Below are 21,555 nucleotides of genomic sequence, written 5' to 3'. Positions count from 1 at the left end.
TGTCACCATGTCCGTCCCTCCGGCCGGTCGGCGGGCAGCAGTGAGCGCAGCAGCTCCACGCCGCGGGCAACGCTCTGGGCCCTGGGCAGCAGCACGTCCTCGTGCTCGACGTACACCACACCGCCGAAACCCTCGTCCAGCAGCGCCGCGACGACGGCCGGCCAGTCCAGCTCGCCGCAGCCCAGCGCCCGGAAGCGGATCGCGGGCTGCGGGCCGTAGCGGCTCCAGCCGGGTCCGGCCGGCGGCCGGGCACCTCGGGCGCGCTGCAGATCCTTGGCATGGACGGCGGCCAGGCGCTCGCCCCAACCGGTCACCGCCAGAACGGGGTCGTGGCCCATCGCCGCGAGGTTCGCCGGATCGATGCACAGGTCCAGCACGTCGCCGTCGGCGTGCGCCGCGTCCAGGACGAGTTCGGCGCTGGCCCGGTCGTAGATGATCTGCTTGGGATGCGGCTCCAGCAGGATGCGGATGCCCTCGGCGCGGGCCGCGCGCAGGATCGGCGCCGCGTGCTCGAAGAACTGCTCGACGTTGTGCTGCCAGCCGGAGGCCACGCCCGGCCAGGACAGCCACAGCGCCGGATCCGGGCAGCCGACGAGCAGCCGCACGGCGGGCACCCGCAGGTGCGCGGCGAGCCGGATGGCGCCGAGCGCGCAGGTGACCGCGTGCGCGCGCTGCTCCTGCGGGGAGCCGGTGGCGAGCGGGCCGGCGTAGGGGCCGTGCGGGCCGAGCAGCAGCTGCCCGTCGCGGCTGTTGCTCACGACGCCGACCCGCGTTCCCGCGAGGATCGAGGCCACGTCGTCGCGGTACCGGGCGTCGTCGTGACAGCGGCGGGCGTCGACGAGGCCGAGCGTCGTGTCGGTCGGCAGGTCCAGCCACAGGTCGCCGAGCGTGGCCGCGTGGCCGAGCGCGGCGGGCAGGCCGAGCGTGGAGTACGCCGCCAGGCAGAGCCCGACGGCAGGCACGGCGGCGCTGCTCACAGCCGGACCAGACGGGCGTGCGGGCGCAGCCCGGGCGGCAGGACCGGCCACCCGTCCGGGCCGGCGACGTGCCGCAGGGCCGCCAGGACGGCGGAGACCGGGTCGGGCACGTGCACCACGACCCCCGCCCCGGAGGCCGTGAGGCGGGCCTGCAGCAGCTCGCGCAGCTGCGGGCGGCCGGTGAGCAGGCCACCCAGCACGGCGACGCCGTAGGGCGCCGGCAGCTCCAGCCGCCCGGCCACGGCCCGGACCCCGAGGGCGAGCTCCTCGACGGCCTCGGCGACGAGCCGCGCCGCGACCGCGTCGCCGTCGAGCCAGGCCGAGCAGACCAGCGGTGCGAGTGCTGCGAGCGGCCGCTTCGGCGACGCGCCGAGGGCCAGGCCGCGCGCCAGGTCGGTGACCTGCCGCCCGGCGTGGGCGGCCAGCAGCGCGGTCAGCTTCGTCGCCGGACCGCGACCGTCGCCCGCGCGCACCGCCGCCCGCAGCCCACGCAGGCCGAGATCGAACGCGCTGCCCTCGTCGCTGCCGAGGTACTCGCAGCCGCCCGCCCGCGCGGTGGCACCGTCGGCCCGGGCGCCGAAATGGCCCGAGCCGGTGCCGCACACGACGGCGACCCCCGTCCCGGCGAGCGCCGGCACGCCCCACACCATCGGCACGAGGTCGTTGGACAGCACCAGGTCGGCCGCCGGCGCGCCGGCGCGGCGCAGCCGTTCGGCCTGCGCGTCCACGGTGTCGGCGTCGACCGTCGCACCGGCGAACCAGCCGGCCCACCGTCCGGTCAGCCGGTCGCGCAGATCCGCGCACAGCGCCGCGAGCGTCGCGTCCGCCCCGGCACCGCTGGATGCCGGGTTGACGGTCGGGTAGCAGGCCGTCCAGGTGGCGCCGTCGGCGGCGGCGCACCGCACCCGGGTGCCGCTGCCGCCGGCGTCGACCGCGAACCAGCCGTCGGGCCGCGTCATGCGCCCACCATCCGCCGCAGGCCCTCCGTGGGGGTCGCCGGCGGCCACGCACCGGGCACGAGCGCGGAGAAGTCGCTGCTGGAAAGGCTGGAGTACCGCGGCCGGGACGCCCACGTCGTGTCCCGGCGCAGGCAGGGCCTGACCAGATTGGGGTCGGCGCCGGCGACGGTGTACGCCAGCCGCGCGAAGTCGTAGCGGCTCAGCTCCTGCGGGCCGGCCAGGTGCTCCACGCCGGCGCTCGCGGCGTGGGTCTGCGCGATGGCCGCGACGACGTTCGCGACGTCGTCGACGTGCACCGGCGTGAACGACTGGTCGACGGGGGCCCGGAAGGCCTCGCCGGCGGTGGCCGCCGTCAGGCAGCGCTGCGCGTATGTCGCGCGGTGAGCCGGACCGGCGTCGCCGTACACGAGGCTGACCCGAAGGACCCGGCCGCCGGCCGCCAGCACGACCCGTTCGGCGCGGGCCTTGATCCGTCCGTAGGCGTTGTGCGGCTCGATCCGGTCCGACGGCCGGCGATGACCCTGCCGGCCGGAGAACACGTTGTCGGTCGAGACCATCAGCAGCTGCGCGCGGGTGGTGGCGCCGAGCGCGGCGAGCGTCTCCGCGACGCCGACGTGGACCTCCCCGGCGGCCTCCGGGTGGTCCTCGATCCAGCTCACGTCGCTCGGCCCGTGGGTGAGCACGATGCACCGCGGTGCGCGGCGGCACAGCTCATCGCGCAGGGCGGCGCGCTCGGCCGGGACGCTCAGGTCATGGCGCAGGTGCGTCGCCGCCGCGCCCGGGTCCGGCCCGGCCGAGCGCGACACCGTCCAGACCGGATGCCCGGCCCCGGCGAGCCGGGCCCGGACCGCCGCGCCGATCAGGCCACAGCCGAGGATGGCGGTGCTCATCGGAGCGAACCGGCGAACTCGCCGATGCGAGCCGAGACCGCGGCCCGGATCTCGTCCGTCGACACGTCGTCGGCGATGACCACCTCGCCGAGGGCCGTGGGCAGCACGAAGCGCAGGCTGCCGTCGCGGATCTTGCGGATCTGCTCCAGCGCCCCGATCAGGTCCTCGACCGCGACGTCGACCGGCAGCTGGCTCAGGCTGATCGGCAGCCCGATGTCGCGGAGCAGGCCGACCATGCGCTCGAGCCCGTCGGTCGGCAGCAGCCCGCGCCGCTCGGAGGTGAGGGCGGCGGCGACGATGCCGACGGCCACGGCCTCGCCGTGCAGCACCGGGCCGTAGCCGGTGACCGTCTCCAGGGCGTGTCCGACGGTGTGTCCGAGGTTCAGCGGCCGGGCCAGGTCCCGCTCGTACGGGTCCCGCTCAACCAGCCGGCACTTGACCGACGTCGCGGCGTGGACCAGCCGCCGCAGCGCCTCGGGCTCGCGGGCGAGAATCCGCGCATGGCTGCGCTCGGTCAGCTCGAACAGCTCCGGCGAGGAGATGATGCCCTTCTTGACCGCCTCGGCGAGCCCGGAGCGCAGCTGGCGGTCGTCCAGCGTATCGATGTAGCCGATGTTCGTGACGACCGCCTTGGGCTGGTAGAACGCGCCGATGAGGTTCTTGGCGGTGTGGTGGTCGACGGCCACCTTCCCGCCGAGCGCCGCATCCACGTCGGCCAGCAGCGTCGTGGGCACGTTGATGTAGGGCACACCGCGCATGTAGACGCTCGCGACCCAGCCGACGGTGTCGACCACCACGCCGCCGCCCATCGCGACCACCACGTCCCGCCGCCGCACGGCGCCGGAGGCGAGCCAGTCCAGCAGCCGCGCCGCGGTCGCCATGCTCTTGCTGGCCTCGCCCGCCGGGAACGTGGTGGTGGACACGGCGATGCCGCGGTCGGCGAGGGCTCCGGCGAGCCGGTGGGCGTGCAGCGCGTGCACGGTGTCGTCGCTGATCAGGGCCACCCGCCGGTCGCCGACCTCGTCGGCCAGGCGCTCGAGCGCCTCGCTCTCGTCCACCGTGATGTGCACGGGATACCAGTCGGAGCGGACGGCGCCGCTGAGCAGCGGCTCCTCGGCGACGTCGGGGACGGCGAGGCGATCGGAGAACACCTGGTAGGCGCCAGCACCGTTCACCATCAGACCCCACCCCCGGAAGGAACGCGTTCGCCGATGCGCCGATGGGCGCGCGACGACCGCATCAGAAAAAGTGGACGGTCGCCGCGTCCGCGGTGCCGTATCCGCGGGCAATCGTGTCGATGCCTTCGGGCAACGTCAAGACACCGCCGCGTGAGGCATCCGGCCGGACGCGCGCGGTTCCGGGACCGTCGATCCGCCGAGTACGGTCGCGCCCGCGGCCCGGATTTCCGGTGATGCCGCAAGCACACGACTCGCGGAACTTCTACCGCTGGAGGCACTCGTGACCCCGGAAGAGCCCTGCGTCATCGGCATCAACTTCGGCCACGACGGCGGCGCTGCGCTGCTGACACCGACCACGATGGTGGCGATCGGTGAGGAGCGGCTCAACCGCAGCCGGTACTCGCCCGGCTGGCAGGCGTCGTTGCTGTACTGCCTGCGCGCCGCCGGCCGCCAACTGTCCGATGTGGACCTGTTCGTCGCCAGCAACTACGGGCCGCAGATCACCGTCGCGGAGACCGGCCTCTCCGCTCTCGGCGTCGAGGACAGCCGGGTGACGGTCGTGGACCACCACCTCTCCCACGCGTACACGGCCTTCTGCCTCAGCGACTTCGCTCAGGCGACGGTCGTCGTCGCCGACGGGGGCGGCAACAACACCGACACCGAGACGTACTACGCGGCGACGCCGGACGGGATCACCCGGCTGGGCGGCAACGATGCGGCACGCCCGCGGGCCGGCTCGCTCGGCGCCACGTACGAGGCGTTCACCGAGTACCTCGGCTGGAACTTCCAGGAGGCCGGCAAGACGATGGCCCTGGCCTCCTTCGGCGACCCCACGGTGCACCGCGGCACCCTGTTCGACGTGGCCGGCGGCCGCGTCACGGGCCGGCTGGAGCAGACGCACGCCCGCGGCGTCGTCGCCTACGCCCGCGCCAACGGCTTCGACTTCGGCCCGTTGGGCAGCCTCGGCCACGACCAGCGCGGCATCGACGCCGCCGCCCATCTTCAGGAGCAGCTCCAGATCGCGCTCGTTGCCCTCGTCGAACAGCACATCGCCGAGACCGGCCTCAGCGACGTGTGCATCGCCGGGGGAGTCGGACTGAACTGCGTCGCCAACGACGTCGTACGGCGGCTTCCGGCGGTCACCGGCCTGTTCGTGCCGCCGGCCGCCTCGGACCGGGGCCAGGCGCTCGGCAACGCCCTGTACGGCCTGCACCGGCTCACCGGGCAGCTGCCTCGGCCGGAGTTCCGCTCGGACTCCCTCGGCCGGTCGTACACCGACGAGGAGATCCGGCTGGCCCTCCGCCGGGATCCGCGCTCCGGGCTCGTCGAACGGCGGTTCACGCCGTTCCGCTGGCGCCGGGAGAGCGACATCGCCGCGTGCGCCGCCCAGCTCATCGCCGACGGCCGGCTCATCGGCTGGTTCACCGGCGGCAGCGAGCTCGGGCCGCGGGCGCTCGGCTACCGTTCGATGCTGGCGGACCCGCGCACCGTCGCCAGCCGGGACGCCCTGAACGACCGCATCAAGCACCGGGAGCCGTTCCGGCCCTTCGCTCCGGCGGTGCTCGCCGGTCGGGCCTCCGAGTGGTTCGAGCTCGACGTGCCCTCGCCGTTCATGCTGCTCGCCCCGAACGTCCGCCCGGAGTGCAGGGACGCGATCCCCGGTGTGGTGCACATCGACGGTACGGCCCGGGTCCAGACGGTCGATCCCGCGGTGGCGCCGCAGTTCGGGTCGCTCATCGAGCACTTCGAGAAGATCACCGGCGTCCCGGTGGTGCTCAACACGTCGTTCAACGACCGCGAGCCCATCGTTGAGACCCCGGCGGATGCGCTGGCCACCTTCGAGGCCAGCGACCTCGACGCGCTCTGCCTGGGCGACTACCTGGTGGAGAAGGAGTGAGCGTTCAAGTGCGGAAAATCCGCAGTTGAACGCCGAGCGGCCTGCGTATCAGTCCTTCCACCGCGACGGGCTCTGTGGGTAGTCTCCAGCCCTCCGTCGGTACCGGCCAGCTGCGGAAGGAACCTGGATGGTGACAGGCATGGCGTGGTGGCCGCTGACGTACGCGCAGCGCGCGAGACTCGTCCGCGACCAGGTGCGCGGGCCGGTCCCGTTCAATCTCAACGTGACCTTCGACGTCGACGGGCACATCGACGAGGCGGCGCTTCGCGCGGCGCTCGGCCGGCTGATGTCGAGCCATCCGATGCTCCGTGCGCACCTGAGCCCGGACGCGGCGGGAATGCTCGTGCCCGCCACGTGCGAGCCCGACCTCGTAGTCCGGGCGGGCCTCACCGCGGACGAGGTCGAGCGTGCGCTCGCCGAGCGCGGCGACCGGTTTCCCGATCGCCGGCGCCCGCCGCTGTGGTCGTGCCAGCTGCTCAGCACGGTCGACGGACGCCAGGTGCTGGCGTTCACCTTCGATCACCTGGTGATGGACGCCGGCTCGATGTCCATCGCGTTGCGGGACTTCGTGTCCGGTGCCGTCCGCGACGGCGACCCCGCCGGGGCCGACGCCTACGGCGCGTTCGCCGCCGACCAGCAGGCGCGCTACGGCTCCGGTGCGGCGGACGCTCTCGCCTATTGGCACGAGCACCTGCGCGGTACCGCGCTGAACCGGCCCGTTGTGCCGAGCTTCTGCCTGGACCCCAAGGGCCCGCTGGCGGGGAGGCGGCAGGCGGTGACCGTCGCGTTCGACGCCGGGCAGCGGTCATTGGTCGCCGCGGGTGCGGCGAGGCATCGCGTCACCCTGTTCGTGCTCTATCTGGCGGCCGTGGCGGCGGTACTGTCGAAGGTCTCCGGCGAGCGGGACATGACCATCAGGGTGCTGACGAGCGGGCGCCGACCGCAGTTCGCCGAGACGGTCGGCTGGTTTGCCAACATGGTGCTGCTGCGACTGTCCGATGTGGACGTGGGCGACCAGGGCCGGCTGGTCGCCACCGTGCGCGGCACCTGGGCCCGGCAGCTGCCGCACCAGACCGTGCCGTATCAGCTCGTCCTGAAGCACATCGAGCCGGAGCGGACGATCACCGATTACCGGCCCTCCGTGGTCACGGTGAACGCGCTCACGGTGGGCCCGCCGCTGCGGTTCGGCGACGCCCGGCTGGTCGGCCGGCCCGACGCGGGCGGCGCCGGCGAGGAACCGGGCCTGCAGTTCGTCCTCATTTACGGCGCCGGCGTGATGGCCGTCGAGTGCTGGCACGATCCCGCGCGCTACGCCGCGGCCGACCTGGCGATGCTGCTCGACATGCTCAAGCAGCAGCTGCTCGACATGGCCGAAGCTCCCCGCGGCGCCGCTCGCGCGGCACGTACGGGGTGGCAACCAACTGCTTGATGAGCGGAGGCAACGTGTGGGTCTTGGGCATCAACTGGGAGTGGCACGACAGCGCGGCGGCGCTCGTCGACGGTGACGGGAACCTGGTCGCGTGCGTGGAGGAGGAGCGGTTCACCCGCGTCAAGCACGCTTGGAACACCTTCCCCCGCCAGTCGACGGCGTACTGCCTGGCCACGGCCGGCATCTCGTGGCGGGATGTGGACGTGGTGGCGGTGGGCTGGGACATGCCGCGCAACCGTCGCTGGTACTACCCGGCCCGTGACCGGCGCCGGCTGCTTGAGGCGATCTTCGGCGAGCCGGTCGGCCCCGGGGCGAAGCCAGAGGTGGTCTTCGTCGACCATCACCTCGCGCACGCGAGCTCGTCGTTCCACGCCTCGGGCTTCGAGGAGGCCGGCGTCCTCGTCGTCGACGGCAGCGGCGAGTTCTACTCCACCTCGATCTACTCGATGAGCCGGTCGACCGGGCACCGGCCGCTGCGCCATTGGCCTCGCGGCTTCTCCCTCGGCACGATGTACGAGGCCGCCACGCGCGCGATCGGGTTCGGTGAGCTCGAGGCCGGCAAGACCATGGGCCTGGCCTCCTACGGCGGCTCGGTGCCGAGTGAGGTGCTGCCGCTCGGCGACGTGATCGCCCAGGATCGGCCGTACTTCGACCTGCACGACGCGGCGCGGTACCAGACCTTCGTCGAGGCGTGGATGGAGTACCTGGCCAAGACGTACGAGCCGGTCACCCGGGGGCACGACGAACTGCACCTGGACCCGGTAGCGGTCGCGATCGCCGCCGGCGTCCAGCGCACCGTCGAAGAGGCGCTGCGGGCGCTGCACACCGAGACGGTCTGCCTGAGCGGCCAGAGCCAGGTCTGCCTGGCCGGTGGCGTCGCGCTCAACTGCGTGGCGAACGGGCGGCTGCCCGAGCCCATCTACATCCCGCCGTTCCCGCACGATTCAGGCGTCGCGATCGGTGCCGCGTGGACGGTGAACCCGCCGAAACATCCGCAGCTGCTCGCGTCGCCGTACACCGGCACGATGCTGCAGCCGAAGTCCGCGGCCGAGCTGCGCGACAGCGGCCTGGAGGTCACCGAGTACACGCCGGAGGCGGTCATCGACCTGTTGCTGCAGCAGCAGATCGGCGCGGTGGCCGAGGGGCGCGCCGAGATCGGGCCAAGGGCGCTGGGGCACCGCTCGATCGTGGCGCTGCCGTCGCAGGAGCGGCAGCGCGACATCATCAACGCCCGCAAGGGACGCGAGCCGTGGCGCCCGCTGGCGCCGGTGACGCTGCCGTCGTACGCGCCGATGCTGTGGCCGACCCAGGGCAACCGCGAGCGGTACATGGTGGGCAACACGGTGGTGTCCAGCCACGGTCGCGAGGTGATGCCGGCGACCGTCCATGTCGACGGCACCACGCGGCCGCAGGTGCTGCAGCCCGGCAGCGCGCCGGCGCTGGAGGGTCTGCTCGCCGGGATGGAGGCGGCCGGCATCCCGCCCGTGCTGGTGAACACGTCGCTGAACATGCGCGGCAAGCCGATCGCCGACACGGCCGACGACGTGCTGGAGACCTTCCACGACGTCGGGCTGGACTTCGTGGTGCTCGGCGACGCGCTGATCCGGCGCGCGCCCGGCGGGGCGGATCGTTGACGCCCCGGGCCGCCCGCGCGCCCAGATACAATTCGTTACCCTGCGTAGTGAGGACGCGTAATGACTGAGTTCGATGTACTGGTGATCGGTGGGGTGGGCGTGGACACCATCATCCGGGTCCCGGACCTGACGATTCCCCCGGGTGACAACCTGCCCGTCCCGCCGATCGTGGACTACGTCGCCCACTCCGGCAACGGCGTGGCGCTCGGCTTCCACGCGCTGGGGCTGCGCACCAAGTTCGTCGACTTCCTGGGCGACGACCAGCAGGGCGAGCTGATCCGTAGGCGCTACGACGGCGTCGGCCTCGACTTCGCCAGCCTGCCCGCCCCGAACGGCACCCCGCGCAGCGTCAACCTGGTCGACACCGCCGGCCGGCGATTCTCGTTCTACGACGGCCGCCACCCGGCCGGCCTGACCCTTCCGCGGGAGTTCTACCTGCCGCTGCTGGAGCGGACCCGGCACGCGCACATCGGCGGCCGGGACATGGCCGCGTTCGCCGACGCCCGGCGGCTCGGCGTCACCACGTCCTGCGATATCCACGCCTGGGACGGCGTCGCCCAATGGGCGCTGGACTGCGCGAGCCAGGCCGACATCGTCTTCCTGAGCTCGGCCGCCGCGCCGGAGAAGATCGACGACCTGATGCGGACCATCCTCGACGCCGGCGTCGCCGAGCTCGTCGTTGCGACCGAGGGCGACGCCGGCTGCCGCGTGCTGACCCGGGCCGAGGGGCAGGTACGCCGCTTCCCGACGGTGGAGCCGGAGCGGCCGGTCGTGGACAGCAACGGCGCCGGCGACGCGTTCAGCACCGCCTTCATGAGCCGCTGGTTCGCCGGCCGCCCCGTCGAGGAGTGCGCGCTCGCGGGGGCGGTCTCCGGGGCGTTTGCGTGCGGCGCTCACGGCACCCATGAGGAGCTGATCTCGGCGGAGCGGCTGGCGCAGGCGGTCGAGCGGGCCGGGCAGACGCCGCGCTGGCGCGACGGCCGTCCCGACACCGCCTGACGCCGGCGCCCGGTCGTGCGGCCGCGGACGGCGAGCGGCCGCACCGCGGCGTCACGGCCGGGCCGGCCCGGCGAGCGCGGCGGCGATGCCCGCGTGGACCTCGCCGAGATCCTCCGCGTCGAACAGGTCGGTCAGGTCGACCTCGACCCCCCAGCGCTGGGCCACCGCGGCGGCGAGCGCGGTGAGCGTGGCGGAGTCGGCGCCGAGCGCGAACAGGTTCGCCGCGGCCGTCGGCGCCGAGCCGGGCAGAAGCTCGGCGCACAGCGCCAGCAACGCCGCGAGGGTCGGCTCGGCGGCGGTGGACCGGGGCGGTTGCGTTGCGGTCATTTGGACTCCCGATTCGACGACGCGGCACGTGGGCGCCGCGCGCCCTCCCACGGATGATGGCGCAGGAAAGGACCGGCCGTGAAGCTGCTGCTCGCGCAGAACATGTACTACCTGCCCTCGCGCGGCGGGGCGAACAAATCCAATCGGCTCATCATGGAGCGGCTCGCCGAACGCGGGCACGACTGCCACGTGGTCGCGCCGCTGACCGGCCAGGCGGACACCGTCGACCCCGACGAGCTGCCCGGCTACCTCCAGTCGCTCGGCGCCCGGCTGCTGGAGCGATCGGCGGCCTCGCTGACGTACGTCCGGGCCGGCGTCACGGTGCACGGCGTCCTGCGCGGCCGCGACCTGTCCCGCACCACCGCGGCGCTGCTCGGGGCGCTGCGTCCGGACTGGGCGCTGGTCTCCAACGACGACCCGGGCATGATGCTGCTGTCCGCGGCGCTGCGCGGCGCGCCCCGCGTGCTGTACCTGGTGCACACCGTGCCGCAGCTGCCCTTCGGGCCGCGCTCGTTCTTCGCCAACGCGGCGTCCACGGCGATGATCCGCCGCACCACCGGCGTCGTGTCGGTCAGCGAGGCGACCCGGGACTACGTGCAGCGCTGGTCCGGCATCCCGTCCGAGGTCGTCTACCCGGACGTGTACTCCGGCGTGCCGCTGCGCGAGCCCGACCCGGCCCGGCAGCGCTACGTCACGCTGATCAACCCGTGCGCCTACAAGGGCATCGACATCCTCCTGCAGCTGGCCGACGCCCTGCCCGGCGTGCCGTTCCTCGCCGTGCAGGGCTGGGGCACCAGCGAGGCGGACCGGGCGGAGCTGCATCGGCGCCCCAACATCCGCGTCGAGCCGGGAACCGACGACGTCGACGAGATCTACGGCCGGACCCGCGTGCTGCTGATGCCCTCCCTGTGGGACGAGGCGTTCGGCTACTGCAGTGTCGAGGCGATGCTGCGGGGCGTGCCGGTGCTGGCTGCCGACGTGTGCGGCCTGCGCGAGGCGAAGCTGGGCGTCGACCACCTGCTGCCGGTCAACCCGATCGAACGGTACCCGGCAGACGCGCGGACGTTCCTGCCGCGGGGCGAGGTCCCGGTGCAGGACGTCACCGCGTGGCGACGCGCGCTGGAGGCCCTGCTCGGCGACGCCGAGCTGTACCGGAGCCTGTCGGCGCGGTCCCGCGCGGCCGCCCGGGCGTTCGTCGACGGCCTGGACCGGGACGCGATCGAGGGGTGCCTGCGGCGGCTCACGAGGGCCGCGGCGCCGGCCGCCGGCGGGCCGCCGGCGTGAGGCCCCTCGCCGGGGTCAGTTGCCGGCGCTTTCGTACCGTCGCAGCCCCGTGCGGAACACGAAGAGCGCCACCGCCAGGCACAGGGCGGCCACGACGGGCGTCAGCAGGCCCAGCCAGGGTCGCGTGCCCATGCCCATGACGAAGCCGACCGGAAAGACCGTGACGAAGGCGAACGGCACCACGACGCCGAGCACCACCTTCAGCGCCGGCGGATAGATGCTGATCGGAAACCTGGCCAGGTCGCCCACCTGGTGCACGGCCATGGCGAAGTGGGGGTTCGGGCTGCTCAGCCAGAACGAGACGCAGTTGGTGGCGAGGTTGATCGCGAGCTTGATGGTCACCGCGCTGAGCAGCAGCACGAGGCCGACGAGCACCCGCGCCGGCGACCAGGCGATGCCGGCGTTGACCAGCGCCGCGCCGATCATGATGCCGCCGGTCACCACGTTGGTCAGCCCGTTGACGCCGACCTCGGCACTGGTGACCTGCAACACGACCGGATACGGCCGGACCAGCAGATAGTCCAGGGAGCCGGTGTTGATGGCCTCCGCGATGCGCCAGGTGCCCTCGAAGCACAGCGACCCGACGCCCTCGGCGACCGCGAGGAGGCCGAACATGGCGACCACCGCCCAGTAGGACCAGCCGTTGAGCGCCGGGACCCGGGCGAAGAGCGCCGAGATGAAGACCAGGTTGACGACCTGCGTCAGCAGCGTCCCCGCCGCCATGATCCAGAAGTCGTACTCGTACTCCATCAACGCCCGCAGGTGCAACGACAGCAGTTGGAGGTACAGCCGTACCGCCCGCGCGAGAGTCATCCGCCGTTCACCGTCAACTGCCGCACCGCCACCCTCCACAGCGCCTTGGCGCCGACCCAGAGCACGATCGCCCAGCCGGCCTGCACGACCACGAACAGCAGGGCGCGCCAGCCCGTCAGCTGCCCGACGAGGATCAGGCCGGGCGTGGAGGTGATGCCGGCGAACGGCGACCATGTCGCGGCCGTGCGCAGCCAGTGCGGCAGGAACGCCAGCGGCACGAGCGCGCCGGACAGCAGGTTGACCACGGCGATGCGGGCCCAGTGCACGCCCATGTAGTTCTGGGTCCAGAAACAGGCGAGCCCGCAGCCGTACAGCACCAGGAACTTCAGCACGACCAGCAGAGCGAGGCTGACGACGAACAGCGCCGTCTCAGGCCCGGCCGGCCGGGGGACACCGCCGAAGAGCAGGACCGTCGCCAAGGCGACCATGAGCACGACCCCGGCCTCGATCCACAGGCCGCCGAGCATCTCGGCGAAGCGTGCCTCCTGATACCTGACCGGTTTGAGGATGTCCAGCGCGACCAGGCCGCTGCGGATGCGGTGCGCCATGCGCATGTCGACGAACAGCCCGGCCAGCGCACCCGAGGCGAACGCGACGAGCAGATAGGCTCGCATCTGCTCCCAGGTGTATCCGTTCATCGAGCGCCCGGCCAGCAGCTCGTGCCAGACCGCCATCATCGCCACGAACTGGAACAGCACCGCGAACAGGCTGAGCACGAACGTCAGGCGGTAGCGCAGCGCATTCTTCGCGCTGATGCGCGCCAGCGCGAGGTAGCGCTTCACGGCGTACCGCCGCGGCCGGCGCCGGCGAAGGCGATGTCGCCGGCGTAGACCCGCCGGATGACGTCCTCGATGCCCGGCTCGTCGAGGCGGAAGTCGACCACGTCGACCAGGCGGCCGACGGCGTTCACCACGTGGCCGGCGGTCAGCGCGAACCGGTCGAAGCGCACCGTCAACCGGTCCGGGGCGGCGTCCGGCTCGACCGTGGCACCGCTCAGCGCGGCCCGCACCGCGCCGGCGTCGACGGCGGAGCCCGTCTGCAGATGCAGCACCCGTTCCCGCGCGAACTCGTCCTTCACCGCGCCGAGGTCGCCGTCGAAGATGATCCGGCCGCGGTCGATGATGACCAGGCGCCGGCAGAGGTCCTCGATGTCGGCCAGGTCGTGACTGGTCAGCATGATGGTCGTGCCGTCGTCGCGCAGTTCCCGCAGAAAGGCGCGGACGCGGTCCTTCACCGACAGGTCCAGGCCGATCGTCGGCTCGTCGAGGTAGAGCACGCGGGGGCCGTGGATGAGTGCGGCAGCCAGGTCCACCCGCATGCGCTGGCCGAGGGACAGCTTCCGGCCGGTCACCGCCATGAGCTCCGCGATCTGCAGCACCTCGTCGAAGCGGCGCATCCGTCGCGCGTAGGTGCCCCGGTCGACCCCGTAGAGGTCGCGCAGCATGCCGAGCGAGTCGGACACGGGCAGGTCCCACCAGAGCTGGGTCCGCTGGCCGAACAACACGCCGAGGTCGTGCGCGACGGCCATGCGGTTGCGCTGCGGCACCAGCCCGCCGACCCGGACCTCGCCCGACGTCGGCTCCAGGATGCCGCTGAGCAGCTTGACGGTCGTGGACTTGCCGGCGCCGTTCGGGCCGACGTACGCGACGGCCTCGCCCTCCTCGATGGACAGCTCGACGTGGTCGACGGCGATGTGCTCGACGGATCGGCGGCGCACCAGGGCCCGCACCGCGCCGGCCATTCCCGGCTCACGTTCTCGCCGGCGGAACACCTTGACCAGTTCCCGGGCCTCGACCAGCGCCATAGAACCTCCTCGACGACCGGGCATCGCGATCCATGCGAATGCGCCTGGCGCGAAATTGATACCACGGGCGGCACTCATGCACATCCATCGCGTGTGTCGCCACCGCGTTGCCGCTCATGTATCGTCCACGTCGTCGCCGGCCGACCTTAGATTCTTCAGGGCCGGACTTGAGGCGGCGGCGCCGTGGGCGACCGGCTGCACGCGCAATTCCCTGGAGTGTTCGATGACCACGCCAAAAATGACTGACCGCGAACGGCGCCAGTATTTGACGGCGGTATTCGCGGACGTACTCGACCGGCCGCACCTCGATCTCGGAGATGATTTCTTCGCATTGGGCGGCGACGATGCAAAGGCCGGTGAACTCGTGCGCCGGGTCCGCCGGGAGTGGGGCGTCGACCTCGACCGGCCGGTGCTGCGCGAGCATCCGACGGTCGCCGGCCTGCTCGGGTTCCTGTCCGCCCGCTATCCACTGCCGGATCCGAAGGTCGTCCTGGCGCTGCGCCGCCAGGGCGGGCAGCCGCCGCTGTTCTGCCTGCACGCCGGAAGCGGCTTCGGGGTGCCGTACATGGGCCTGCAGCCAAACCTGGACGCCGACGTGCCGGTGTACGCGCTGCAGGCGCGCGGGCTGGTCGGCGACCTTGAACTGCCGGCCTCGCTGGACGAGATGGCCGACGACTACACCGAGCAGATCCGCCGCGTGCGGCCGCACGGCCCGTATCGGCTGCTCGGCTGGTGCCTCGGCGGCCGGCTCGCCTTCGAGATCGGCTGTCGTCTGCGGGCCGTCGGTGAGCCGGTCGAGCTGGTGGCGCTGCTGAGCGCCTTCCCGCCCGACGGTGCGCCGCTGCCCGACGCCGAGGTCATGCTCCGCAATATGCTGACGCCCCCGGCTCTCGCCGAGGCGGATCCGGAGCTGGCCGCCCTCTGCCGGCTGCCGCTCGACCACGCCGCTCTGCACGAGTACTTTCAGCGCACCGCCCACCCGATGCGCCGGTTCAACGCGCGGTCGCTGGCGGCGACGTTCGAGGTGTACCGCAACAACGAACGCCTGGTGCGCACCCCGGTGCGCCGCACCTTCGACGGCACGCTGCTGTGCCTGGTGGCCGCGCAGCACGAGCCGGCGGCCGCCGTCGCCGCCTGGAGACCGTTTGTGACCGGCGAGGTCGACGCCCGCCAGCTGCCGTGCCGGCACGGCGAGATGATGGAACCGGAGCCGTTGCGCGCCATCGGCGCGGTGCTCAGTGCCGCATTGCGGCCGCACGAGGGAGACCACGGGGAGGAAACGGATGAGTGAGCTCGCGCCGCAACGCGTCCGGGAGGCGTTCGCCGGCATGTGGAACGAGATCCTGGGCGCCTACCCGGCCGACGACGACGACTTCTTCGAGTCGGGCGGCGGTTCGATGGAGCTCGTCACACTGCTCGTCGTGGTCGGCGAGCGGTTCGACGTCTCGATGTCGATCGACGAGCTGTTCCCCGACGACTTCACCTTCCACGTCGGCGTGCGGGCGATCGCCGCCGCGATGAGGGTCGGCGCGGCGGAGTGACCGGCTTCGTCCTGTGCGCCCACGGCAGCCGCGGGGACGTCGATCCCTTTCTGGCCTTGGGCGCCGAGCTCGCCCGCCGCTTGCACGACGTCGTGGTGATGACGCACGCCCACTACGGCGACGCCGTTCGTGCCCGGGCACTGCGGCTGCGGGCCGTGGACGACGTCGAGGGCTACCAGCGGCACCTGCGCCGGACCCGACGGCTGATCGCGCCGGGCGCGAGGTCGATGCGCGACTATTACGCGGACGCCGAGCTGTTCCTCGACCGGGTGTCCGTGGCCGGCGGCTTCGACCAGATTCGCTCGGAGCTGCGGGCGCTGCTGCGCGAGCCGGACGGGGTCGTCATCGTCGGCCGGCTGACCTCGGCGATCGCCGGTCAGATGGCCGCCGAGGCGACCGGCGCGGCGCTGTGCCTCGTTTCGCTGTCGCCGTTTCAGTCGGCGACGGCGCCCGTCACCGCGATGCACCTGGCGCGGGCGGCCGGCGGCCCGCTCAACGACATCCGGCGCGAGTTCGGCCTGCCCGAGGTGCACGACTGGTCGGCGTGGCTGCTGCGGGCCGATCTCAGCGTCGGCCTGTGGCCGGCGTGGTTCGACGAGGCGGGCCGGCGCGCCCCGACGGGCACGCTGCTCACCGGCTTCCCGTTGGCCGACGACGAGCCGGGGTACGCGCCGCCACCGCCGATGCCCGTTGATCGGCGGGAGGACGTCGTCCTGGTGACCGGCGGCACCGGCCGGATGCTCCACGACGACTTCTACCCGGCGGCGATCGCCGGCGTGGCCGCCGCGGGCCGGCGGGGCATCGTCGTCACGCCGCATCGTGACCTGCTCCCCGCCGTCCTCCCGCGGGGGGTCGTGCACGTCGAACGCCTTCCGTTCGCGGCGGTGATGCCGACGGTCGCCGCCGTGGTGCACCACGGCGGGATCGGGACCATGGCCCGTGCCCTGTCGGCGTGCACTCCGCAGCTGGTCCTGGCCGACGGCGGCGACCGGCCCGACAACGGCGGGCGGCTGCAGCACCTCGGCCTGGCGGCGTGCCTGACCGCCGGCGACTGGTCGCCGCCGAGGATCGCGGACGAGATCCGGCGGATGACGGCGGCCCCCGCACCGGAGGGGCTCGTCACGGCGGCCACGGCGCGGACCTCGCTGGAGCTGCTGGCCGACCGGCTGACGGCGATTGAGCCGGTCGGTTCGCCGGTGGCGCACCGGGCGCGCTCCTAGGGGCATGATGGCGATCGCGAGGACGTCGATGAACGGGTCCGGCACCGCACTGTTCGACCTGCTCGGATCCGGTGCGGCGCTCGAGCGCTACCCCGAGGTCCAGGCACTGCTGGCGGGAGTGCCGCCGGAGGCGCTGACCCGGGCCGGGCGCATGCTCAGCAGGCTCGACCCCCAGGAGATACACCGCCGCCACCCGGGCGTTCCCGTCGCCACGGTGGCCATCACGGGGCACGGCACGCTCAACGACCTCGTGCCCGAGCTGACCGTGCAGCTGGCCCGGCACGGCATCGCGCTACGCCCCCACCTCACGGCATTCGACTCGTACGTCTTCGAGCTGTCCGATCCGGCCAGCGGGCTGTACGCGGCGGACCCCGGCGTGGTGCTGTGCGTCCTGGACCCGGACGTCGTCGGCGACGAGCTGCCCTGTCCCTGGACGGTCGCCGACGTCGAGCGGTGCCTCGCCGCGAAGCTGGCCATTCTGGAGCGTCTGGTCGAGGTTTTCGAGGCCAACTGCGCCGGAACGCTCGTGCTGAACACGGTGCCGCTGCCGCGGCGCCTCGTGTCCCAGCTGGTCGACTACCGTTCCCGGGCCCGCCTGTCGGCCGCCTGGCGGGACGCGAACGCCGGACTGCTGCGCATGATGCAGGCTCACCCCCGCCTGGTCGTGCTCGACCTGGACCCGCTGGCCTCCGAGGGCGTGCCGGTCGCCGACGACCGGCTCCGCACGTACACCAACATCAACCTGTCGCCGGCTCTGCTCGCCGCCTACGCGCGAGAGGCCGGCCACCTGGTCCGTGGCGCGATGGCCAGGATCAAGAAGGTGCTCGTCCTCGACCTGGACGATACGGTCTGGGGTGGCGTGCTCGGCGACGACGGCCCCGACGGCATCGAGGTTGCCGGCACCTATCGGGGCGAGGCGTTCGCCGCCTTCCAGCGCGTCGTCAAGCAGCTCGGCTCGCAGGGCGTCCTGCTGGCCGCCGCGAGCAAGAACGAGCCCGGCGCGGTGGCCGGTGTCTTCGGGGGCCATCCGGACATGGTGCTGCGCGAGGCCGACTTGGCGGAGGTCCGCGCCAACTGGCGACCGAAGCCGGACAACCTCCGCGAGCTTGCCGCGGCCCTCAACCTTGGCGTGGACAGCCTCGTCTTCGTCGACGACAGCCCCTTCGAGTGCGATCTCATGCGCCGTGCCCTGCCGGGCGTGGCCGTGGTCCAGGTCGACGATGAGCCGGCGCTGCACGTCGACAAGCTGCTGCGCGACGGTTGGTTCGACACCCGAGAGGTCACCGCGGAGGACCGGATTCGGACCACCACCTATCGTCAGGAGCGCGATCGCTCGGACTTCCTGCAGCGGTTCGACTCCGTGCAGGACTACCTGCGCGCGCTGGGCCTGCGGGTCCAGATCGGCCCCGTGCGGGCCGCCGACGCGGCCCGCGTCTCGCAGCTGACGCTGCGGACGAACCAGTTCAACCTCACTCGGCTGCGCATGCAGCAGCACGACGTCGAGACGTTCGCCGGCGTCGCGGGCAGCGCCGTGCTGGCCATCCGGTCGGCCGACCGGTTCGGCGAGTCCGGCATCGTGGGCGCGGCCTTCGTGCGGGCCGACGGCGCCGACCTGCGGGTGGAGAACTTCGTGCTCAGCTGCCGGGTGTTCTCCCGCGGCATCGAACAGGCCGCCCTGGCCGCCGTGTTCGATCTGGCGCGGGTGCGCGGCCTGCGTTCGGTGGTCGGGCTGTACCGGGCCAACGCCAAGAACGCCGTCGTGGCCGACCTGTACCCGCTGCACGGTTTCCGGCCCGTCGCGGCGGACGGGGCGGAGCAGGTCTTCCGCCGGGACGCGGCGGACGGGCTCGAGCCGCCGGCCCACATCCGCCTCACCGTCGACCTGGAAGGGCTCCCGCTGTCATGACGATCGAGGAGTTTGTCGCCCTGCTGCACGACGAGATCGGTATGCCGGTCGCCGCGGAACATCTCGTCCGGGATCTCGACAGCGTTCCCGGCTGGGACTCCATGAACATGGTGTGGCTGGTCGCCGCCATGGAGGCGCGCACCGGCGTGCGCGTCGCGCTGCCCGAGGTGCTGCAGGCCGGAACGCTGCGCGCGGTCCATGTGCTCTACACCGGCGACCAGGCCGGTGCCTGAGGTATCTCAGCCGGCCGGATCGTCGACGCGATCGCCGAAGCGGTTGTACTCGTCAGCGACGCTGCGCGCGATGCGGGCGAGGATGTAGGCGCAGTGCGGCGGCACCGTGGCAAGCACCGTATCGGCGTCGTCCAGGCTGCGTCCGGCCTCGGCGAGCCACTGCAGCAAAGCTTCGCCGTCGGGCGAGCGCAGCGCGGGGTGCGCTCGGAGCTCCTCGACGGTCGGCGGGCGCGGTTGCGCCCGCCGCGCGGCTGGCGACCGGTCGGCGGCCGACGGGTTGGTGGCGAGCCCGTTCAGGACCGTCGGCGCGGGCGGGATCGCGTCGCGGCCGCCGACGGAGGGTTCACCCGCCGTGATGCGCCGGCGGACGTCGCGGACGGTCGCCGGGGACACGCCGGCGATCCGGGCGATCTCGCGGAGGGAGGCGCCGGGGTGCGCCATGACGGCCTCGGCGACCCGCCGGCGGTTGGCGGCGGCGTCGATCGGGCGGGTGCGGCCATCGCGACCCACGCGGGTGTTCAACTGCAGCACTTCCGCACTCGAACGTTGCCGCAGCCGTTTGACCGTCTTCGCCGACAGGCCCGTCGCCGCGGCGATGGCCCGGTCGGACCAGGCTGGCTGGCTCACGGCGATGCGGATCACCGCGGTCTCGCGGTCCGCCTTGGACAGCGGCAGCCCGTGGGTGATGTTGCTCCACACGCCGAGTACGAAGGCCTCGTCCTCGGTGCCGTCGAAGTACCGCACGCGTATGGTGCTCTGCCCGCGCAGGCGCGCCGCGCTGAGCCGGTGTGCCCCGTCGATGACTCGGCCGGTGCGCCGGTCGACGGTGATCGGCGGAAGCTCGGCGTCGATGTCTGCCAAGAGGCGGACGTGGTCGGGATCCTCCTTGAGTAGGCGTGGCGAGTCGCCCGGCAGAAGGTCGTCGATCGGCACCTGGTGGACGAGGGTGCCCACGGCGTTCGGTAGATCACTGACGCGTGCGGCGGCCATGGCAGCGGTTCCGCTCCGTCTCGTAGCGGTGTGATGGCGGGCCGTGACAGCCAAGCTGAAGAGTCAGTTTTCCGCAAGAACTAGCGCCTATTTGTGCAAGACAAGGTTGGACCGTTGCAAAGATCACGGTCCGTCAATACTATCCGTCAGCGAGTGCTCGGAGCTTGATCGTCATGTGGGCCAACGGGGAGGTCACGCAGCGATGCATGCTGGAAACGTCTGGACGGACGTCGGCAAAACCGGCGCGGTCATACGACAAATCGCGCTATTGCCGGTCGCCGCATTACTCGCGGAGGATTCGCCGCGGCTCGGCGGCCTTGACGAGGCGCATGCTCGGAGATTGGCCGAGTCCGGTGCGGATCTGCCGCCGATTTTGGTGGACCGCCGCACCTTGCAGGTCGTCGATGGAATGCACCGGCTGCGGGCGGCGCAGTTGCGCGGCGCCGACGTAATCGAGGCGAAGCTGGCGGACGTTCCGGAGGGTATGGCGTTCGTGCTGGCCGTGGAGGCGAACATCGCCCACGGCCTGCCGCTGTCGCTCGCAGAGCGTCGCAGTGCCGCGGAACGGATCATCGTGAATCAGCCGCTGTGGTCCGATCGGCTGATCGCACGGGTGACGGGCCTGGCGGCCAGGACGATCGGGGTTCTGCGCCGCCACGCCGAGGCGATGACGCACGGGCGGGTCGGCTTGGACGGCCGTGTCCGGCCGGAGGACCCCGCCGCCGCGCGCGTGCGCGTGGCCGAGTCGATCGCGGCCCGGCCCGATGCGTCGCTGCGCCAGATCGCGGCGTCGGCCGGCGTGTCGCCGGCCACGGCACGGGACGTGCGGCAGCGGCTGAAGCACGGCGACGGCCCGGTGCCGCAGGGCCTGGAGCAGCGTCCAGGGCCGCGACTCGTGCCGGAGCCGGCGGCCCGGCCGGGGGAATCACGGGCGTCGCGCCGGCAGCAGCCGGTGGTGAACCCACGGGCCGTCGTGGAGGGGCTGAAACGGGATCCAGCGTTGCGGTTCTCGGAGTCCGGCCGTGCGATCCTGCGGTGGGCCACGGCGGCGGTGGCCGTGCCGGAGCGGTCCGGAAACGTGCTGGCGAAGGTGCCCGCGCAGTGCCGTCCGATGGTTGCGGAGATGGCGCGGGCACACGCGCGGGAGTGGCTGTCGCTGGCCGACCGGTTGGAGCGGCGCGCCGCGGCCAGCGCGTAGGTGCCCGAGCGGCCTGCCGAACGACGACCGGTGGTGGACCGGCTGCGGCGGGAGGCCGCGGCGGATCTTGGCATCCCGGAGCGTCGGGTCCAGGGCGGGCTGCCCTGGCCGCCGGAGGCGTCTCGTTCTTCCCCGTTCGAAGCCTGCTGCTGCGCACGAGCCCGTCGCCGCTGCGCCGCTTCATCCATGCAGCGCCACAGGACCACCGGGCCAAAGACCGACACCCCGAAGAACAGCTGATACACGAACGAGCGATGGAACACGTAGTGTTGCATG

20 protein-coding genes are annotated in these 21,555 nt (G+C 72.6%); 11 read left to right on the top strand and 9 right to left on the bottom strand.

Annotated elements, in window-relative coordinates; all coding sequences use genetic code 11:
- Positions 1-2 precede the first annotated feature (2 nt).
- From ACGFI8_RS24975 to aroB, 4 genes are read right to left on the bottom strand one after another with little or no spacing between them, the layout of a single operon-like run.
- Positions 3-977: a sugar phosphate isomerase/epimerase family protein gene (locus tag ACGFI8_RS24975; RefSeq protein ID WP_392808392.1), complete on the bottom strand. Its 975-nt coding sequence runs from the start codon at positions 975-977 to the stop codon at positions 3-5.
- Positions 974-1,936, bottom strand: a complete 963-nt coding sequence (locus ACGFI8_RS24970; protein ID WP_392808390.1) for a BadF/BadG/BcrA/BcrD ATPase family protein — start codon at positions 1,934-1,936, stop codon at positions 974-976. Before ACGFI8_RS24970 ends, ACGFI8_RS24975 begins: the two co-directional genes overlap by 4 nt.
- Positions 1,933-2,826 carry an SDR family oxidoreductase gene (locus tag ACGFI8_RS24965; RefSeq protein WP_392808388.1) on the bottom strand — a complete coding sequence of 298 codons (894 nt, stop codon included), beginning with the start codon at positions 2,824-2,826 and terminating at the stop codon, positions 1,933-1,935. Before ACGFI8_RS24965 ends, ACGFI8_RS24970 begins: the two co-directional genes overlap by 4 nt.
- Positions 2,823-4,004, bottom strand: coding sequence for a 3-dehydroquinate synthase (aroB, locus tag ACGFI8_RS24960; RefSeq protein ID WP_392808387.1), 1,182 nt, complete (start codon positions 4,002-4,004; stop codon positions 2,823-2,825). The genes ACGFI8_RS24965 and aroB overlap by 4 nt, the downstream gene beginning before the upstream one ends.
- Positions 4,005-4,284: 280 nt before the next feature.
- Here aroB and ACGFI8_RS24955 point away from each other — a divergent pair, with 280 nt between their 5' ends.
- From ACGFI8_RS24955 to ACGFI8_RS24940, 4 genes are all read left to right on the top strand, one after another.
- On the top strand, positions 4,285-5,901 hold the full coding sequence (locus tag ACGFI8_RS24955) for a carbamoyltransferase (protein WP_392808385.1): 1,617 nt from the start codon (positions 4,285-4,287) through the stop codon (positions 5,899-5,901).
- Between the two features lie 127 nt (positions 5,902-6,028).
- Complete coding sequence (locus tag ACGFI8_RS24950; protein WP_392808383.1) at positions 6,029-7,330, top strand: condensation domain-containing protein; 1,302 nt, start codon at positions 6,029-6,031, stop codon at positions 7,328-7,330.
- A gap of 14 nt (positions 7,331-7,344) precedes the next feature.
- Positions 7,345-8,964 carry a carbamoyltransferase N-terminal domain-containing protein gene (locus ACGFI8_RS24945; protein ID WP_392808381.1) on the top strand — a complete coding sequence of 540 codons (1,620 nt, stop codon included), beginning with the start codon at positions 7,345-7,347 and terminating at the stop codon, positions 8,962-8,964.
- A gap of 60 nt (positions 8,965-9,024) precedes the next feature.
- Positions 9,025-9,963: a carbohydrate kinase family protein gene (locus ACGFI8_RS24940; protein WP_392808380.1), complete on the top strand. Its 939-nt coding sequence runs from the start codon at positions 9,025-9,027 to the stop codon at positions 9,961-9,963.
- A 51-nt stretch (positions 9,964-10,014) separates the two neighbouring features.
- On the opposite strand, the gene ACGFI8_RS24935 is transcribed toward ACGFI8_RS24940, so the two are convergent.
- A complete protein-coding gene (locus ACGFI8_RS24935; RefSeq protein ID WP_392808379.1) occupies positions 10,015-10,290 on the bottom strand; it encodes a phosphopantetheine-binding protein in 276 nt (91 codons plus the stop codon).
- A gap of 78 nt (positions 10,291-10,368) precedes the next feature.
- Between ACGFI8_RS24935 and ACGFI8_RS24930 the strand changes: the two genes are divergently transcribed.
- Entirely contained in the window at positions 10,369-11,574 is a 1,206-nt protein-coding gene (locus tag ACGFI8_RS24930; protein ID WP_392808377.1) for a glycosyltransferase family 4 protein, read from the top strand.
- A gap of 15 nt (positions 11,575-11,589) precedes the next feature.
- Here the strand turns inward: ACGFI8_RS24930 and ACGFI8_RS24925 are convergent, their stop codons facing one another.
- Genes ACGFI8_RS24925 through ACGFI8_RS24915 form a run of 3 tightly spaced genes read right to left on the bottom strand, consistent with a single transcriptional unit; the run spans position 11,590 to position 14,191 of the window.
- Positions 11,590-12,387, bottom strand: a complete 798-nt coding sequence (locus ACGFI8_RS24925) for an ABC transporter permease (protein ID WP_392808376.1) — start codon at positions 12,385-12,387, stop codon at positions 11,590-11,592.
- On the bottom strand, positions 12,384-13,169 hold the full coding sequence (locus ACGFI8_RS24920) for an ABC transporter permease (protein ID WP_392808375.1): 786 nt from the start codon (positions 13,167-13,169) through the stop codon (positions 12,384-12,386). Before ACGFI8_RS24920 ends, ACGFI8_RS24925 begins: the two co-directional genes overlap by 4 nt.
- The gene (locus tag ACGFI8_RS24915) at positions 13,166-14,191 is read right to left on the bottom strand and encodes an ATP-binding cassette domain-containing protein (protein WP_392808373.1); all 1,026 of its coding nucleotides are present in this window, start codon (positions 14,189-14,191) and stop codon (positions 13,166-13,168) included. The genes ACGFI8_RS24920 and ACGFI8_RS24915 overlap by 4 nt, the downstream gene beginning before the upstream one ends.
- A gap of 76 nt (positions 14,192-14,267) precedes the next feature.
- Here ACGFI8_RS24915 and ACGFI8_RS24910 point away from each other — a divergent pair, with 76 nt between their 5' ends.
- Genes ACGFI8_RS24910 through ACGFI8_RS24890 form a run of 5 tightly spaced genes read left to right on the top strand, consistent with a single transcriptional unit; the run spans position 14,268 to position 19,091 of the window.
- Positions 14,268-15,482 carry an alpha/beta fold hydrolase gene (locus ACGFI8_RS24910; protein ID WP_392808371.1) on the top strand — a complete coding sequence of 405 codons (1,215 nt, stop codon included), beginning with the start codon at positions 14,268-14,270 and terminating at the stop codon, positions 15,480-15,482.
- Entirely contained in the window at positions 15,475-15,732 is a 258-nt protein-coding gene (locus ACGFI8_RS24905) for an acyl carrier protein (protein WP_392808369.1), read from the top strand. Before ACGFI8_RS24910 ends, ACGFI8_RS24905 begins: the two co-directional genes overlap by 8 nt.
- Positions 15,729-16,952: a glycosyltransferase gene (locus ACGFI8_RS24900; RefSeq protein WP_392808368.1), complete on the top strand. Its 1,224-nt coding sequence runs from the start codon at positions 15,729-15,731 to the stop codon at positions 16,950-16,952. Before ACGFI8_RS24905 ends, ACGFI8_RS24900 begins: the two co-directional genes overlap by 4 nt.
- A gap of 4 nt (positions 16,953-16,956) precedes the next feature.
- Positions 16,957-18,858 (top strand): HAD-IIIC family phosphatase, encoded by a 1,902-nt coding sequence (locus tag ACGFI8_RS24895; RefSeq protein ID WP_392808366.1) that lies wholly within the window; start codon positions 16,957-16,959, stop codon positions 18,856-18,858.
- Entirely contained in the window at positions 18,855-19,091 is a 237-nt protein-coding gene (locus tag ACGFI8_RS24890) for an acyl carrier protein (RefSeq protein WP_392808364.1), read from the top strand. Before ACGFI8_RS24895 ends, ACGFI8_RS24890 begins: the two co-directional genes overlap by 4 nt.
- Before the next feature lie 6 nt (positions 19,092-19,097).
- Here the strand turns inward: ACGFI8_RS24890 and ACGFI8_RS24885 are convergent, their stop codons facing one another.
- Positions 19,098-20,081, bottom strand: a complete 984-nt coding sequence (locus ACGFI8_RS24885; RefSeq protein WP_392808362.1) for a ParB N-terminal domain-containing protein — start codon at positions 20,079-20,081, stop codon at positions 19,098-19,100.
- Between the two features lie 43 nt (positions 20,082-20,124).
- Between ACGFI8_RS24885 and ACGFI8_RS24880 the strand changes: the two genes are divergently transcribed.
- Entirely contained in the window at positions 20,125-21,279 is a 1,155-nt protein-coding gene (locus tag ACGFI8_RS24880; RefSeq protein ID WP_392808360.1) for a ParB N-terminal domain-containing protein, read from the top strand.
- Positions 21,280-21,555 lie beyond the last annotated feature (276 nt).

Origin of the sequence: Dactylosporangium sp. NPDC048998 (assembly GCF_043197855.1) — a bacterium.
In the GTDB taxonomy this organism is placed as follows: Bacteria; Actinomycetota; Actinomycetes; order Mycobacteriales; family Micromonosporaceae; genus Dactylosporangium.
The sequence above is the reverse complement of the archived record's forward strand: the minus strand, read 5'-3'. Positions and strand labels throughout refer to the sequence as shown.